The sequence below is a fragment of the Roseateles albus genome (genome assembly GCF_028595345.1).
GTDB classification, from domain to species: domain Bacteria; phylum Pseudomonadota; class Gammaproteobacteria; order Burkholderiales; family Burkholderiaceae_C; genus Paucibacter_A; species Paucibacter_A albus.
Window position 1 is genome coordinate 693,745 of record NZ_JAQQXT010000001.1, and the last position, 14,908, is coordinate 708,652.

At 64.1% G+C, this 14,908-nt stretch carries 14 protein-coding genes; 8 read left to right on the forward strand and 6 right to left on the reverse strand.

Annotation, left to right across the window (positions count from 1 at the left end; genetic code table 11):
- Window positions 1-27 precede the first annotated feature (27 nt).
- Entirely contained in the window at window positions 28-1,224 is a 1,197-nt protein-coding gene (locus PRZ03_RS02845) for a urate hydroxylase PuuD (protein ID WP_273598926.1), read from the forward strand.
- A 254-nt stretch (window positions 1,225-1,478) separates the two neighbouring features.
- Window positions 1,479-2,105: a PEP-CTERM sorting domain-containing protein gene (locus tag PRZ03_RS02850; protein ID WP_273598927.1), complete on the forward strand. Its 627-nt coding sequence runs from the start codon at window positions 1,479-1,481 to the stop codon at window positions 2,103-2,105.
- Window positions 2,106-2,337: 232 nt separating this feature from the next.
- Here the strand turns inward: PRZ03_RS02850 and PRZ03_RS02855 are convergent, their stop codons facing one another.
- From PRZ03_RS02855 to PRZ03_RS02870, 4 genes are read right to left on the reverse strand one after another with little or no spacing between them, the layout of a single operon-like run.
- Window positions 2,338-3,288, reverse strand: coding sequence for a DUF4332 domain-containing protein (locus PRZ03_RS02855; RefSeq protein ID WP_273598928.1), 951 nt, complete (start codon window positions 3,286-3,288; stop codon window positions 2,338-2,340).
- A gap of 9 nt (window positions 3,289-3,297) precedes the next feature.
- Entirely contained in the window at window positions 3,298-3,708 is a 411-nt protein-coding gene (locus PRZ03_RS02860; RefSeq protein ID WP_273598929.1) for a hypothetical protein, read from the reverse strand.
- 8 nt (window positions 3,709-3,716) lie between these two features.
- Complete coding sequence (locus PRZ03_RS02865; protein ID WP_273598930.1) at window positions 3,717-4,667, reverse strand: hypothetical protein; 951 nt, start codon at window positions 4,665-4,667, stop codon at window positions 3,717-3,719.
- A gap of 25 nt (window positions 4,668-4,692) precedes the next feature.
- A complete protein-coding gene (locus tag PRZ03_RS02870) occupies window positions 4,693-5,685 on the reverse strand; it encodes a hypothetical protein (protein ID WP_273598931.1) in 993 nt (330 codons plus the stop codon).
- 301 nt (window positions 5,686-5,986) lie between these two features.
- Here PRZ03_RS02870 and PRZ03_RS02875 point away from each other — a divergent pair, with 301 nt between their 5' ends.
- From PRZ03_RS02875 to PRZ03_RS02890, 4 genes are all read left to right on the forward strand, one after another.
- Window positions 5,987-6,730, forward strand: a complete 744-nt coding sequence (locus tag PRZ03_RS02875) for a PEP-CTERM sorting domain-containing protein (RefSeq protein WP_273598932.1) — start codon at window positions 5,987-5,989, stop codon at window positions 6,728-6,730.
- A 43-nt stretch (window positions 6,731-6,773) separates the two neighbouring features.
- Window positions 6,774-8,081, forward strand: coding sequence for a glycerate kinase type-2 family protein (locus PRZ03_RS02880; protein WP_273598933.1), 1,308 nt, complete (start codon window positions 6,774-6,776; stop codon window positions 8,079-8,081).
- Window positions 8,082-8,210: 129 nt separating this feature from the next.
- On the forward strand, window positions 8,211-8,927 hold the full coding sequence (locus PRZ03_RS23910; RefSeq protein WP_263534258.1) for a Crp/Fnr family transcriptional regulator: 717 nt from the start codon (window positions 8,211-8,213) through the stop codon (window positions 8,925-8,927).
- A gap of 162 nt (window positions 8,928-9,089) precedes the next feature.
- The gene (locus tag PRZ03_RS02890) at window positions 9,090-9,920 is read left to right on the forward strand and encodes an HDOD domain-containing protein (protein WP_263534259.1); all 831 of its coding nucleotides are present in this window, start codon (window positions 9,090-9,092) and stop codon (window positions 9,918-9,920) included.
- Between the two features lie 46 nt (window positions 9,921-9,966).
- Here PRZ03_RS02890 and PRZ03_RS02895 read toward each other — a convergent pair whose 3' ends face one another.
- Window positions 9,967-11,238: a citrate synthase gene (locus PRZ03_RS02895; protein WP_273598934.1), complete on the reverse strand. Its 1,272-nt coding sequence runs from the start codon at window positions 11,236-11,238 to the stop codon at window positions 9,967-9,969.
- A gap of 100 nt (window positions 11,239-11,338) precedes the next feature.
- On the opposite strand from PRZ03_RS02895, the gene PRZ03_RS02900 reads away from it, so the two are divergent.
- Both PRZ03_RS02900 and PRZ03_RS02905 read left to right on the forward strand, forming a co-directional pair.
- Complete coding sequence (locus tag PRZ03_RS02900) at window positions 11,339-13,654, forward strand: TonB-dependent receptor plug domain-containing protein (RefSeq protein ID WP_273598935.1); 2,316 nt, start codon at window positions 11,339-11,341, stop codon at window positions 13,652-13,654.
- On the forward strand, window positions 13,651-14,199 hold the full coding sequence (locus PRZ03_RS02905) for a GNAT family N-acetyltransferase (RefSeq protein ID WP_273598936.1): 549 nt from the start codon (window positions 13,651-13,653) through the stop codon (window positions 14,197-14,199). The genes PRZ03_RS02900 and PRZ03_RS02905 overlap by 4 nt, the downstream gene beginning before the upstream one ends.
- A gap of 71 nt (window positions 14,200-14,270) precedes the next feature.
- Here PRZ03_RS02905 and PRZ03_RS02910 read toward each other — a convergent pair whose 3' ends face one another.
- Window positions 14,271-14,903: a PEP-CTERM sorting domain-containing protein gene (locus PRZ03_RS02910; RefSeq protein ID WP_273598938.1), complete on the reverse strand. Its 633-nt coding sequence runs from the start codon at window positions 14,901-14,903 to the stop codon at window positions 14,271-14,273.
- Between the last annotated feature and the right edge of the window lie 5 nt (window positions 14,904-14,908).

Consider the following 14,908-nt stretch of genomic DNA (forward strand, 5'->3'; position numbering starts at 1 on the left):
GCATCTGACTCATTGAATGAGACTCGCATGGATCTCGCCTATCTGCTGGATTGGGCCGCGCTGTTGCTGCGTTGGTTGCACCTGATTGTCGGCATCGCCTGGATCGGCGCTTCTTTCTACTTTGTCTGGCTGGACAACCACCTCGTCCAGCCGCAAGCACCGGAGCTGCGCGCCAAAGGCGTTGACGGGGAACTCTGGGCCGTCCACGGCGGGGGCTTTTACAACCCGCAGAAATACATGGTGGCGCCGCCCAATCTGCCTCAGCACCTGCACTGGTTCTACTGGGAGAGCTACTGGACCTGGATCAGCGGCTTTGCGCTGTTTGTGACGCTGTACCTGTTCAACGCCAACACCTATCTGATCGACCCGCGCGTGCAAGTCTGGAGCGCGCCGGCGGCTGTCGTGGCGGCGCTGGGTTTCTTGCTCGCGGGGTGGCTGGTCTATGACCAAATTTGCCGCCGGCTCGGGCATAAGCCCGATGGCAGCATAGGCCATGATGGTCGGGTCTTGGGCCTGATAGCCGTTTTCATAGCCCTGGCAACTTGGGCTGCCTGCCAGCTGTTTACCGGCCGTGCCGCCTTCCTGATCATCGGCGCCATGATGGCGACGATGATGAGCGCCAACGTGTTGGTCTGGATCATCCCCGGCCAGAAGCGGGTGATTGCCGAGATGCGCGCCGGCCGCCCGGTCGACCCGGTCTACGGCCAGCGCGGCAAGCAGCGCAGCGTACACAACACCTACTTCACGCTGCCGGTCTTGATTGCGATGCTCAGCAACCATTACGGCATGCTCTACAGCCACGCTCAGAACTGGCTGGTGTTGACCCTGTTGATGGCGGTGGGCGTGCTGGTGCGGACCTATTTCGTCAAGCGCCACAAGGGTGTCAATGCCTGGGGTTTGCTGGCTGGCGCGCTGGCGCTGCTGGCCGGGCTGGTCATGTGGATGGCGCCCACGCGGGCGCCGCCCACGGTTGCGCAGGCCGCGCCGAGCTTTGCCGAGGTGCAGGCCGTCATCACGCAGCGCTGCGTCCTGTGCCACAACGCCGACTTGGCGCAGAAGGGGGTGCAACTGCACACGCCCGCTTTGATCGCTCAGAACGCCCAGTTGCTCTATCAACAGGCGGTGGTGCAAAAGCTGATGCCGCTGAACAACGCAACCGCCATCACCGAGGCCGAGCGGGCCTTGCTGGGGCGCTGGTTCGAGGCGGGCGCCAAGGCGCAGTGAAGGGCTCGGCTGCAGCTGCCGCCAAGGGCTGACGTGGCCGCCTCGCCGGCTGAATGGTCCAGTGGCCAGGCGAGCAAAGAAACGCAGGAAAATGCCCCAAACCCCCCCGAATTCAGGGATGGTTTGCGCTCATGTCGCGCAAATATACTGCGCCCGACCCAGCACTTGGCGGACCTGTTGAGTGGCAAATATCGGGTCTCCACACATACATTCAGACAGAGGGAAGAACAATGCAGAGCTTGAAGATGAAGACATTGAAGACGGCCGCGCTGTTGGGCGCTATGAGCTTGGTGGGTGCGGCGCAAGCAACATCCCCGTTCGAAGGGCGCGCTAAGAATGGAGCGAAGGACCTCACATGCACCGCGAAGGGCCCAAACAAGTGCGCGATGTTCTACAACGCCACGCTTGACCTGACGATCCTGAACGACTGGAACATTGGCAGAGGGAACTGGAGCGCCACGGCTGCCGCAGGCTCGGCCCAGGCCCTGGCTGAAACTGCGGGTGCTTCGCAGACCAACTTCAAGGGTTGGTTCTTGCCGACCGGCGATTTCGACCTAGCAGCCGGCAGCGGTAACCAATTCAAGGCCATTTGGGACGCTGCAGGTGGGAGTTTTACCTCGTTGGCGGCGCAATTTGATCGCGTGCAATATTGGGACTACTGGTCCAGTACGGAGTTCGCGCCGTATCCATACCACGCGTTGGGCTTCTTTACCGGCGACGGCTCCCAGTCCCGCGCCGACAAGAACTATGAGTTGAACGCGCTGGCTGTACGCTCCGGCGATGTGGCCGCCGCGGTGCCGGAGCCCGAGACTTATGCCATGCTCCTCGCCGGCCTTGGCCTGATGGGCTTGGTTGCTCGCCGCCGCAGCAAGCAGCAGTGATCGACTGCCATTGACCGCACGACAGAACCGGCTCAAGTGGCCGGTTTTTTTGTACGCGGCTGCCTAGTTCAAGGGCTGCGAAGCGTCCATCATCGCTGCGAGATACCGAGGCCCACTGATTGGCCGAGCGCCGGCGATCGCTCCGAGCAGTGAGCGGCATCGCAGCCGCAGAGCGGGCCTTGCTGGGGTACTGCTGCGAGGCCGGCGCCTAGGCGCAGTGAAGGGCTCGGCTTCAGCCGCTATCGGCTGCTGTCTCTTCGGGCAGGCCCAAGTACTGCCTTGCCGCACGCACCCACTGCCGGGCCCAAGCGATGCCTGCCACGGGCGCGGCCCAGTCCTTGTGCATGGCACGCACCCGCGCATAGCCGCGCGCCACTGTCTCCGGCGCGTGAGCGGCCAGCAACTCGAAGTTGCCGAAGCCGGCTTCGATCAGCACCATCGCGGCCGCACCGTTCACACCCCGCAAGCACATCAGTGCGGCCTGCTGGGCCCATCGCTGCAGCTGTTGGCGTTCGGTGCCGAGTAAGGCCTGCAGCGTGACTTGGGCGCGTGCTCGCGTGCCGACCTGCAAGAACTCGCCGACCGAGAACAGGCCCGCGCCTTCCAAGCGCTTGAGCTGATCATCAGTGAGACCGGGCAGGCCACCCAGCGCCAGTTCGGGCTGAAACAACTCCGTGGACCACACGCCGGCCAGATTGCTCTTGGGCACCGGCACCACATCCAAGCTCAGCTTGGACAGCGCGGCCGGCTCAATCTTGTCTCCGGGCTGCACAAAGCGGTACTCGATATTGCCCAGCGCCGAGACCTGTACAAACACGCTGGCCTCCAGCTTGAACTCGCGCACCGCGAAGTTGGACATCGGGTTGTGCATGGTCGCCATGCGGCCTTGCAGCTCGTCCAATGACTGCTGCACAGCGTTGGCGAAGTCGTCCGGCGCCGAGGGCCGATCGCGCAACAGGCCGAGTTGCTGTTCGGCCTCTTGCTTTTCGCTTTGCACGCTGCTCAGTTCTTGCTTCAGCGCGTCGATGACGGCTTGCAGATTGGCGCGTTCATCCGCGCCCATGGGCTGCTCGGCCGCGCTGCCGAGCGGCGTGAAGATGCCGCTGACGCCATCAATGCGGACCAAGCGTTCGCTGCCGACACGTTTGATATTGTTCGGCTCAGAGAGGGGCGGCAAGGGCATGGTTGTGGCTCAGCTGCTTGGTGTATCAAGTGGCCGCAAACCCTCGGCGGCCTGCGGCGCCAAGCGCAAAGCCACTTTCAAGCCGCTGGACGCGCTGTGGCCGAACAAGCTGACCATGGCGGGATTGAGCAAGCGGCAATCAAGCCGTACGGTATCGACATTGGCGCTTGGCTGAGAATTGCCCTTGCTTACCGTGGCCGCCATCTCGAAGCTTAAATCGACCTGTGTCAACGAATACCAGAGCGGCGGCAAGCTCAGGCCGCCTTGCGGTGTTTGCACAAACTGTGTGACGCGACTCAACGCGTCGCGGTCCAGCTCGGCCTGCGCGCGCAGCACGCCGGCCACCGCTTCGCACAGCAGACTGGCCAGCGGGGCTTGTTGCGCGGGCAGGCTGGCGCGGCGTACAGGTAGGCGGCGCATGAGGATGCTTAGAAACTCAGGCTGCTGCTGTTCGAGACCAGGCCCAGTCGGGCGCTCAGGATCACATCCTTGGGTGCGGTGTCGGGCGCGGCGCCGCCTGCAGCGGCCAGAAAGTCGCGCCGCAGCGTCAGCCCCAAACGCCCTTGTGCATCGGTGAGCACCGCCGTGTCATCGGTATAGCTCCAGGGCGCACCGTCGGTGTCGATGGCGATCGCCTTGCCGGCGATCGCGCTGCCGTCGGCGCGGCGCAGCTCGATCAGTACCGCCATGGTGCGGGCCTGCAAGACGGCGCCGTCCATCACGTCCTTGATTTCGCCCGCCACCACATTCAGGCTGGGGCCGCGCACCACTTGGCGCGGCGGCGGCACACCGATATCACGCTTGGGTTGCAGCAGCGCGCTGGCGCGCACATGGCCAAAGGAGCGCTCTTGCGTCGTCGTCACGCCGGCGTTGACCGTGCTGGTGTTGGTCTGGGTGTCGACCTTGTTGGCGCCGAAAATGAAGCCAAATGCGCCGCTGCCGGGTTGTTTGGTTTGGGTCTGCGTGGTCGCCGTCGCACTCGCGCTGCCGCTGAAGCCGCTGGCGTAGAACTCGCCCTGCAGGCGCACCGCCGTCCATTCATAGAACACCGGGTCTATGAAGTTGACCAAGGGCAGCTTGCGCGTGAAGGTGCGGGCCTCGTGCAGATGACCGTCATCGTCATAGATGCTTTCCTGCGCCGCAATCACTTCGACCTGCGTGGTGGCCAAGGCCGAGGCCATCTCCGCACCGGTGGTGTTCAGGCGCATCTGCGTGTCGGCCACCGCTTGGCCGGTGCTGGCCACCAGTCGCCCGAAGCTCATGCCGGCGCTTTGCAGATTGCTGGCCAGGCCTTTCGGCGAAGCGGTGTCGATCAGCAGTTGACTGCCGACCTTGGCTCCGTTGCCAGCCTGGAAGGGAGACGAGAGGGTGTTGCCCATGATTTTCTCCTGCTCAGTTTGATGCTTAGATCACCAAGTCAAAACGCTTGGTGATCTCCCCCAGACGCAGCGTGATGCTGCGCCGGGCCGGCTGCGCAAAGCCAGGCGTGATGGGGCGACGCAGGCTGACGCTGCATTGCCCATCGGCATTGGTGGTCGAGCCGGTGAAGGGGTCGTCGCTCGAGAAGCTGGGCAACAGCCCCCCGGCATCCAGGCTCAACTCTTTGTCGGGATTGACCGCGCCGCTGGCCTTGCGCACGCTGATCATCAGCTCGACGCTGCGCTCGGTCAGCACGCCTGCGGTCTTGGTCTCGGTCACCGCGCCTTGGCTGATGAACAGTTGCGGGCCTATCGTGACTTGTGCCGGCACCGGGAACTTGCCGGTGCGCCGAGGTGCGAGCACGGCATCCAGTTGCACGGTGCCGTTCGACCATTGCGCCTCCCGCTCGGCATTCAGCTGCATGGATAGAACGCTGCTGTTGGTGGACATAGCGCCCACGCCGACCAAACCGGTCAAGGCGCCACGCGTGTTGCCACTGTGGTTCTGCGTTAGGCTGAAGGAGGCGCCGGTCTCTTCGTCCATCGCGCCCACACTCATGTCCATGGACAGCGAGACATGCTGCCATTCATGCACGGTCGGGGCGACGAAGTTCAGCACCGACAGCTCGTTCGTGATGAGTTGCGTGGTGGCCACATCGGGCAGGCCGTCGTCGTCGAGTTGCTCGATCACTTCGGTGACGACGGTGATCTTGGTGTCGGCCAATTGTTTGACGGTCTCGATCACGCCTTCGTCCAAGGCCGCTTGCGAGCGCGCCACGCCCAGGCCGATCGAGGCCAGGATATTGCCGAAGCTGGGCGTCATATCGGCCAGTTGGCTGGCGACCAAGGCGCCGACGCCGGAACTCGGGGATGCGCCGCTCCCGGCGTCTCGACTCGCCAAGGCCTTGGGCTCTCTGGTGCTTAAGGCGGTGCCGGATGCAGATCGGTGAGTCGACTTCGGGTGGGCTGGTTTGGCCATGAGGTTTCCCCTGTTGAGCGCAGCGCAGTCGAACCGCGCGAAGGGGCTGCCACCTTCGCTTGACGTGCTGGCTAAGCTTGCTGAGCGGGTGCTGCGGGCGTATTGCGTTTGATCAATGCGGGTTCCTTTTTCTTCTATTTCCGGTAGCCAGCCTTGAGCTTTTTGAGCGGGCGCAAACAAGACAGTGAAATGTTGCAGCGCAGGCCGGAAAACTGCGTCTTAGGGGATGGCGAAAAATGGATTGAAGCGTAGTGTTGACCGTGCTGAGCTCAGCAACTTGCCCCAACATCTTGGAGAAATCATGAAGCAGACATTGCGCTCTTTTGGACTTCCGGTGCGTGCCGCCTTGTTGGCTGGCCTGGGTTTTGCGCTGGCGGCGCCGGCCTCGGCGCAGGTGGCGTGGTCATCCTTGTCCTTGGTGTTCACCGAGCCCACCGGTGTGGTCGGCCCGAATGACAGCATTGATGTAAAGCTTCGTTTCAGTAACAACGACGCCAGCGAGAGCTTCACCCTCGACAGTAATTTGCCGCTGGCGGGGCTGAATGCCGCCGAAATTCCGACCATGGGCACTTGGAACGACGGGCAAGGGGGGAATTTCCAAAGCGCCTTCACCAGTTATACCGGCTTTGACTTGAACATAGGTTTCGGTTGTAGCGGCAGCTTCTCCCTCAATTGCACGGATGGGCCACCCTATAACTTTTCCTTTGCCGCCAACCCCTTCTCCGACCCCTATGTCTTGGCGCCCGGCGCGCATCATGACTTTTTGTTTGGGACCTTCTCGCCCAGTGCAGGGGCTGTGCCCGCCGGCGATTACTACTTTTACCGATCGGTGGTCTGGTTGAATATCTATGGCTTGGATGCCGACGGGCATAGTCTCTATTCGGTGGCCTTCCCCGCTTCAACTTGCCCGGGGAATTCCTTGGCCGAATGTCAGGGTCTCAGTTACTTCACCCGTACCGTGGTGGGGGTGCCGGAGCCCGAGTCCTATGCGCTGATGTTTGCCGGGTTGGGGCTGCTGGCCTTGCGCTTGCGTCGGCGCGCATGATCGGGCGCACGGCAAGGAGATTAGTCCCGAGATAATGAGCCGGATGAACGCTGCCCAAGACCGCTTGAATCATCCAGGTGAATTGTTGCGACACCTCTTTGATGTCGCTGTGGCGCGCGCCATGCCGGCCCAGATCTTGGCCGCTCATCTGCCGGCGCCGCCATCTGGTCGCACGCTGGTGCTGGGCGCCGGCAAAGCAGGCGGCGCGATGGCGCAGGCGCTGGAAGCAGCCTGGCCAATTGACGCGCCGCTGAACGGCCTCGTTATCACGCCCTATGGGCATTGCCCGCCGGACTACAGGCCGCGCCGAATCGAGTTGGTCGAGGCCGCTCACCCGGTGCCCGATGCTGCTGGTGCCGCAGCGGCCGCGCGCATCTTGGCCATGGCACAAGGTCTGACCCCCGACGATCTGGTCATTTGCTTGATCTCGGGCGGCGGCTCGGCCTTGTTGAGTCTGCCTGCCCCCGGCCTGAGCTTGGCCGACAAGCAGGCCATCAACCGCGCGCTGCTCAAAAGCGGCGCCAGCATCAGCGAGATGAACTGCGTGCGCAAGCATTTGTCGGCCATCAAGGGCGGGCGCTTGGGCGCGGCCTGTGCGCCGGCGCAAATGCTGACCCTGTTGATCAGCGATGTGCCCGGCGACGACCCGGCCGTTATTGCCTCTGGCCCGACGCTGGCGGATGCGACGACCTGTGCGCAGGCACTGGCGATTTGCCAGCGCTATGGCATAGCCTTGCCGAAGGCGGCGCAGCAAGGCTTGAGCAGCGGCGCCTTCGAGACGCCCAAGCCGGGCGCGACTTGCTTCGCGGGCCAGCAGATGCGTCTGATCGCCACGCCGCAGCAGAGTTTGCAGGCCGCAGCCGAGGCTGCCCGGGCGCTGGGTCTTGCGGCCTACATCCTCAGCGACGCCATAGAAGGCGAGTCGCGCGAGGTGGGCCGCGTGCATGCGGCGATCGCACGCGCCGTGGCGCGGCATGGCGAGCCTTTTGCCAAGCCTTGCGTGCTGCTGTCCGGCGGCGAAACGACAGTGACTTTGCGAGGCGGCATGAGCGCTCCCGGCCAGGGCGGCCGCGCCAGCGAGTTCTTGCTTGGGGCGGCGATCGCCTTGGACGCCGAGCCCGGTGTTTACGCGCTAGTGGCCGATACCGACGGCATTGACGGCGTCGGTCCCAACGCGGGCGCCCTGCTCACGCCGAGCAGCCTGGCCCGCGCAAGCGCGCTCGGTCTGCAGCCTCAGGCCGAGCTGGATGTCCACAACGCCGCCGGCTTCTTCGACGCGCTGGGGGACTTGGTCAACACCGGCCCGACCTTCACCAATGTGAATGATTTCAGGGCGCTGCTGATCCTGTGATTTGCGCTGGCGCAAGCCGCGGCCCCCGCAGATGGGTTTGTCAGGTGCCGTTTTGACTTTTCGCAAAGACAGAAATAGGGGCTTGCGACACATTGCGATCCATTCAGCGACTTTTCCGTCAGGCCCACCGTGGATACTGCCATCATTTCCCAGTCCGCTCGCCGCTTGCCGCGCAGTACCGGCAGCAGTGCCGCTTTGCTTGACAAGTTGCTCGGCCCACCTCGGCTCAGCGATGCCGAGTTGCATGCCTTGGCGCCTTTGTCCCAAACCCGCCAGCTGCAGACCGGTGCTGCGGTGTTCTCGCGTGGGCAAGCAGCCAGGTGCTTGGTCGCGGTGCTGGACGGGGCGGTCGGTCTTGGCTCGGCCGTTGAAGACCAGCCGTTTCAGCTGGAGCGATGTGTCCATGGGCCGGCTTGGCTGGACTTGAGCAGCGCTTGGCTGGGCTCGGGTCATGTGCAAGATGCGCGCGCCTTGCAGCCCTCGACCTTGCTTGAGCTTCCCTTGGACGGCATGCGCGTGCTGCTGGACCGCTTTCCGGACATGCGCGAGCGCCTGATGCTGGGCCTGGCCCAGACCGTGCAGAGCCTCACCGGCGCCACCCATGACTTGATGTCCAAGGATGCGCAAAAGCGCTTGGTCACCTGGCTGCTGCAGCGCAGCCCGGTGCAGGGCGCCGATGTGGCGCTGAAGGAGCGCAAGCGCGAGTTGGCGGCGCAGTTGGCCATCACACCCGAGACCTTGTCGCGCCTGCTGCGCCAGCTGATGACGGCCGGCCTGATCGAGGTGAAGGGCTATTCGATCAAGCTCTTGAACCTGGCCGCCTTGCAAAACCTCGCTCATGGCTGAGGGCCGCGCCTTTTGGCGGTAAATTTCAGCGCTTTTCAGCTCTTCAATCTCAGCAAAAAAGCTCGGCCGCCGCTTAGACTGCGGGTAACGGGGCCCCGCTGTGGTGGCTCCGATGCTGCTCAGGTTGCTCAAGCCTTGGGCCATCAGCTTGAGGAGACCAATGTGAGCGCTGCAGCCGAAAAGTTTTTCAAGAACAACAACGCCTTGCCCACCATGCCCGAGGTGGCCAGTCGTTTGATTCGCAGTTTTGACGATGAGAACATCAGCCTCGGCGCCATTGCCGATCTGATCGGCAAGGACTCCACCTTGTCGGCCAAGGTTTTGCGCTTGGCCAATTCGGCCCGCTACAGCCCCTCGCACCAAATCTCCAGCCTGAACGACGCCGCCGGCGCGCTCGGCCTGGATACCTTGCGCAATCTGTCTTTGGCGGCCTGTATTTCGGGCGCCTTCCCGGTCATCAAGGGCTTGGACCGCGCCTTGTTCTGGCGCCACAGCATCACCACGGCCGCCTATGCCCGCATCCTTAGCCAAATCCTGCGCGTCGACGCCGACACCAGCTATCTGGCCGGCCTGATGCTGCGCACGGGCCAGCTGATGATGGCAATGGAAGAGCCTGAGATGGTCGCCGACGTTGAGGCCCATGCGGCCGAGCCGGGCAGCCGCTTCTCGCTGGAAGAGCACCGTTTTGGCTGCACCCATGCCGATGTGACGGCCTCTTTGGCTTCGCACTGGCGCTTCCCGGCGACCATGGTCGAGGCCTTCAAGGATGCCAATACGCCGATGGAGATTCGACCCTTCTCGCTGATGGCTGCGGTCTTGCATCTGGCCGAAGTGCTGGCCGACGCGGCTGAACATCACGACAACCCGGCGCAGGCGCTGCTGGTGGCCGTGCCCGACCTGGTCGAACATCTGCACCTGGATCTGGCCTTTTTGGAAGCCAAGATCACGGCCGCAGGCGATGTGGCCAGCGACGTGGAGCAACTGCTCCACTGAGGGCGGTTCAAGCGGCGGCTCAAGCGGCTGCTCAGGCCGCCAATCTTCAAGGTCCGGTGTAGCGCGCCGCCACCCAGAGGCGCTGGCCGCTGCGGCGCTGCTCCAGGATATGGGCCAGCACACCGATGCCGCGCCCGGCCATCTGCAGGCTTAGCGCGGCGTTGGCCGGCGCGCCCAGTGCGCGTCGCAAGCTCACCAGCGCGAAGTCGATCGAGGGCTTCCAGCCGGTCAGGCGCTCCACGGCCGGGGCTATGCTTTGCGCCAATCCAGCTGAGTCGGCTCCGGGCATATGGCTGCATTCGGCCAGCAGCATGCGCGCGCGCGGGTCGCCCGCTGGATAGGACATATGGTTGAAGCCCGGCAGACCTGCGCCGCGGTCGAGCCGGCGCATCAGTGCAGCGTCCAGATCGGCCGCGGCCGCCAATTCGTCCCACAAGGCCTCCACCTGTTCGCAGGAGCCGCCGTTGAAGTTGGCCGTTATATTGCACATCGCCGCGAGCAGCGCAGCGCCCAGGCTGGCGTTCACCGAGGCCAGGCAGCGGGCGGTGAAGCTGACCATATTCATTTCGTGATCGGCCACCAAGACAAGCGCGCGTCGCAAGAGCGGGTCGGCCGCAGCCGGCAACTGCCAAGCCTCGCGAAATTGGCAGTGCAGAGGCTGGTCTGAAGGCGGGCTGGCCAAAAAGCTGGCGATCAGTGCGCGCAGATGGGCGGCGCAGGCTTGCGCAAGAGCCGGTCCGTCGGGCAGCCAGGACGGACCATGCAAGTCCCCCAAGGCTGTGGCGAACAAGGCCAGGGTGCGGGTGTTGTGGCCGGCCGGCAAGGTGGCGCACAGGCTGTGCCAAGGCGCGCCAAGTGTCGGTGCAGGCCCGGCGAAGGGGTCAATCGCGGCATCGAACTGCCACAGCAAACGTGCAATGTCTTCGGCGCTGGCCTGCTCGGCCAAATCCAAAGCCGACTGGCCGCGGTAGATCGGCTGGCCGTCGCGCGCACAGGACAGGGCCGTGTCCAGCACAGGCAAGCCTTCGCTGAGCGCGGCCATCGAATGTTGCTCACGCTGGCGCCCGCCTTCTTTGCGCCGCAACAGCCGTTCGATTTCAAAGCTTGAATAGCGTCGTACGCGCGGGTCGCTTGCGTCCGTCGTGGCGCTGAGCAGGCCGCGGCTGACGTAGGCGTAGAGCGTGGCCTTGCTGATGCCCAGACGGGAGGCCGCCGCGCTGGAATCCAACAAGGTGTAAGTGCCGCTCAGGGGCAGGTGGCCCAGCGATTGCGTCAATGAAGGCGGCAGCGCGCGGGCGACGGACTTGGTTTTGCGCATAGCTTGATTAACTTGATCAAGATTGATTTGTCTGGCGAGCCACAGTCTAATCGCGCTCCTGCACCCTGGGTGCTGAGATATTTTGAAAAGTGATGTCGTGGTGAATTCAATCCTTGGGCGGATGAAAAATGGGGTGTTGGGCGTGTTGGCCGTGATTGGCGTAATGGGCATATCGGGCGTATTTGGCGTATTCGGCGTATTGGGCGTGTCGGGCCTGCTGTGGCCAGCCTTGGCCGAGGCGCAAAGTGAGGCCGCTGTCGTGGCCACGCCGGCTCAGCCTGCGGTGCTCGCACCGGCTGCCACGCTGCAGCGGGTCGAAGTGCAGGGCGATGGTGCGGCCAATGCGCTGAGTGCGCGGCGCGAGTCGGTGGGCGCCTTGCTGGTGGTGAACCGGGACGAACTGCTGCGCCAGGGCGACACGCGCCTGAGCGACGCTTTGCGGCGCGTGCCCGGCATCAGCGTCGTCAGCCAGGGCTCGCGCGGGCCGGAAATTCGCATGTCGGGCCTGGGCGGCGGCTATACGCAGATCTTGCTCAATGGCGAGCCAGTGCCGCCGGGCTTCTCGCTTGAATCGATCTCACCCGAGGCGATCGAGCGCATCGAGGTCTCGCGCAGCGCCAGCGTCGAGCAAAGCAGTCAAGCCATTGCCGGCAGCATCAATATCGTCACCCGTGGCACGGCGCGGCAGGCGCAGCGGGATCTGAAACTGGGTCTGGGCTCGCAGTTGGAGCAGCCGACCGTGAGCGCTGACATGCAACTGGGCGACCGTGATGGCGGTTTCTCATGGGGCTTGGGGCTGGGCTTGGCGCATGAGCGGCAGCTTTGGCCGATGCTGCTGGACCAGCAGGCGCTCGACGCTCAAGGCTTGGTCGTGCAGGCCTACCGCACCGACAAGCGCGAATATGACCGCAGCAACAGGCTCACGCTCAGCCCTCGTGCGACCTGGACGCTGTCTCCGCAGCAGACCCTCAGCACCGATCATCTGCTGCGTCTGTCGCGCTCCAAAGGGGGCGCCATCGATGATCGTTACAGCTCGGTCGGCCTGCCGCCCGAGCAGGCGCACAACGATCTGGCACTGGACATCCGTGCGCTGCAATTGCGCAGCCGGCTGAACTGGAGTTTGAGCGAGGTGGACGGCAGCAAATGGGAGTTGAAGCTGGGCTACACCCGCTTGCAGCGCGACTCCAACGCTCAGTATGAGGGTTATGACTTCAGCGGCCGCTGGATTCGCGACGCACAGGTCGACTCGCTGGCTGTTGATCAAGGCTGGAGCCTGGCCGGGCGCCACCGCCGCGCGCTGGCGGACCAGCACAGCCTGAGCACCGGCTGGGATGCCGAGGAGAACCGCCGCAGCGAAGACAGGCTGCAGCACGAGAACCCCTTGCCCGGCGGCCTGCCGGTGGAAAACCTGGACGAAATCTATGACGCCCGCATTCGCCGCTTGGCCTTTTTTGTGCAAGACGAGATCGACATCAGCAAGGCCTGGCAGGCCACGCTGGGCCTGCGCTGGGAGGCGCTGCAAACCATCAGCTCGGGCAATGTGTTCGAGACGGTCAACAAGCGCTCCAGCGTATTGAGCCCGGTGCTGCAAGTGCTGTGGCGAGTGCCAGCAAGCAAGGATCAGCTGCGCATGGGCCTGGCACGCAGCTACAAGGCACCCACGCCGCGCGAGCTGACCCCGCGTCGCTTTGTCGCCAATAACAACAGCCCCACCACGCCGGATCTGCAAGGCAACCCGGACCTGCTGCCTGAGCTGGCCTGGGGCTTGGATGCCGGCTGGACCCACCCCTTGAGCAAGTCGAGTCTGCTGAGCCTGAGCGGCTACCTCAAACGCATCGAGCAGGTGATCGTCAGTGAGTTGATCTATCAGAACGGCCATTGGGTCGAGCGCCGCGCCAATCAGGGGCAGGCCTGGGTGCAGGGTGTGGAGCTGGAAGCCAAGTTGAGCGTGCAGGAACTGCTCGGCAGCGCGAGCCCGGCCGCGCCGGCTTTGGACTTGCGTGCCAACTTGGGCCTCAACCAATCCCGTGTGAAGGCGGTGCCCGGTCCGGATAACCGCCTGGCTCAGCAGACACCGCTGAGCCTGAACCTGGGTTTCGACCACCGCCCCGTGACGCTGCCCCTCGCCGGCATCGCGGGCTCGTTCAGCTGGGGCGGCAATCTGAACATCACGACCGGCGGGCTCAAGCGCCTGGCCGTCGACCGCTGGGCTGACAAATCGAGCAATGCGGCGCTGGACTTCTACGCGGCCTGGAAGCCCGAGAAACAGTCTCAGTGGCGTTTGAGTCTGAGCAATCTGCTGCATCCCGACCAGACCACTCAGCGCCGCGTGCTGGCCGAAGGCCTGGACCATAGGCTGGAGGAGCGCTTGCAAACCGGCGCCAATCTGCGCCTGCTGTGGGAGCGCAGCCTATGAAGCTTGTCATTCGTGAAGTCGCACCCTGCGACGTCCAAGCGATGGCGTCCCTGCATGCGGCCAGCTGGCGATCAGCGTATCGGGGCATCATCAGCGATGCCTTCCTGGACGCCGACCTGTGCGCGAACCGCGCTGCGTTCTGGGCCCAAAGACTCGGCCCCGGCGCGAAGGATTCATTCGGCTTTCTTGCCATGCGGGGTGAAGAGGCGGTCGGATTTGCCTTCGCCTTTCCCAATGCCGATCAAAGCTGGGGGACCTTGCTGGACAACTTGCATGTCCTGCCTCGGCACAAAGGCCAAGGCATTGGCCGCGCCTTGCTGGCGGCCGTGGCCCAGCGTTGCAGCCAAGCTGTGCCAGCCGAGGGCGCCCACCTTTGGGTCTACGAAGTCAACCTGGCGGCGCAGCAGTTCTATGCCTCGCTGGGTGGCCAGCGCGGCGAGCGAAGAATGGTCGAGGTCAGAGGCGGCGGCAGGGCCGCTGAATGGCGCTTCGCCTGGCCTTCAGCGGCTGCGCTGCTGGCCCAAGTTGGCCGTGCGCCCACTTGAGATGGCACGATAAAAAAAGCCAAGGGTGGCAAGACCTGCCCCCCTTGGCTTTGGCTCTATCGTGGGTCGCTTCAGGCTTGCTTGTCCGAGCGGCGATTGGTCTTGGTGCGTGTGGCGCCCACCAAGCCCAGGCCCGCCAACAGCAGCAAGTAGCTGCTTGGTTCCGGCACGGCGCCGGTGAGCTGAAGGCCGAACTGAATGCCGGGGCTGGCTTGGTAGCCGGCAAAACCACCGTCAGAAAACGCTGTTAGGCCGGGCATGGCCAGGCCGCCGGCGTTGGCGACAAAACTGCCGTCCGGCTCGGGCAGGCCGGGGATGACTTCTGTGGTGGCACCTTCCAGCGCCAACCAGTAGCTGCCGGCTGTCGGCAAGCTCCAGTTCAGCGCTGAGCTTTTGTTCCAGCCATCGGCCGAGAACTCGACCGTGCTGGCCGCGATCAAGTCGCCCGGCAGGTGAGCACTGCTATCGGCGTACAAGGCCACGGTGAAATGCTCGCCGGCCTTGCCGCCGCTCAGATAGGCGGACAGGCCGTCAATATGCCAAGCGGCGCCGGCATTGAACTGCACAGCCAGGAAGTTGCTGGTGTCCAGTGCATAGCCGGGCTTGCTGCCATCGGGGCTGCCGGTGTCGATCAGGCTGGCCGCATGGGCTGTGCCGAACAGTGCGAGCACGGCGGCGAGGGTGATTGTCTTGGTGAGCTTCATATGTG

Bases quoted from the DNA above. Each gene is read 5' to 3' on its own strand.
- PRZ03_RS02895 (WP_273598934.1), bottom strand. From the start codon at position 11,238: ATGCGCAAAACCAAGTCCGTCGCCCGCGCGCTGCCGCCTTCATTGACG.
- PRZ03_RS02855 (WP_273598928.1), bottom strand. From the start codon at position 3,288: ATGCCCTTGCCGCCCCTCTCTGAGCCGAACAATATCAAACGTGTCGGC.
- PRZ03_RS02875 (WP_273598932.1), top strand. From the start codon at position 5,987: ATGAAGCAGACATTGCGCTCTTTTGGACTTCCGGTGCGTGCCGCCTTG.
- PRZ03_RS02845 (WP_273598926.1), top strand. From the start codon at position 28: ATGGATCTCGCCTATCTGCTGGATTGGGCCGCGCTGTTGCTGCGTTGG.
- PRZ03_RS02865 (WP_273598930.1), bottom strand. From the start codon at position 4,667: ATGGGCAACACCCTCTCGTCTCCCTTCCAGGCTGGCAACGGAGCCAAG.
- PRZ03_RS02910 (WP_273598938.1), bottom strand. From the start codon at position 14,903: ATGAAGCTCACCAAGACAATCACCCTCGCCGCCGTGCTCGCACTGTTC.
- PRZ03_RS02880 (WP_273598933.1), top strand. From the start codon at position 6,774: ATGAACGCTGCCCAAGACCGCTTGAATCATCCAGGTGAATTGTTGCGA.
- PRZ03_RS02860 (WP_273598929.1), bottom strand. From the start codon at position 3,708: ATGCGCCGCCTACCTGTACGCCGCGCCAGCCTGCCCGCGCAACAAGCC.
- PRZ03_RS02905 (WP_273598936.1), top strand. From the start codon at position 13,651: ATGAAGCTTGTCATTCGTGAAGTCGCACCCTGCGACGTCCAAGCGATG.
- PRZ03_RS02870 (WP_273598931.1), bottom strand. From the start codon at position 5,685: ATGGCCAAACCAGCCCACCCGAAGTCGACTCACCGATCTGCATCCGGC.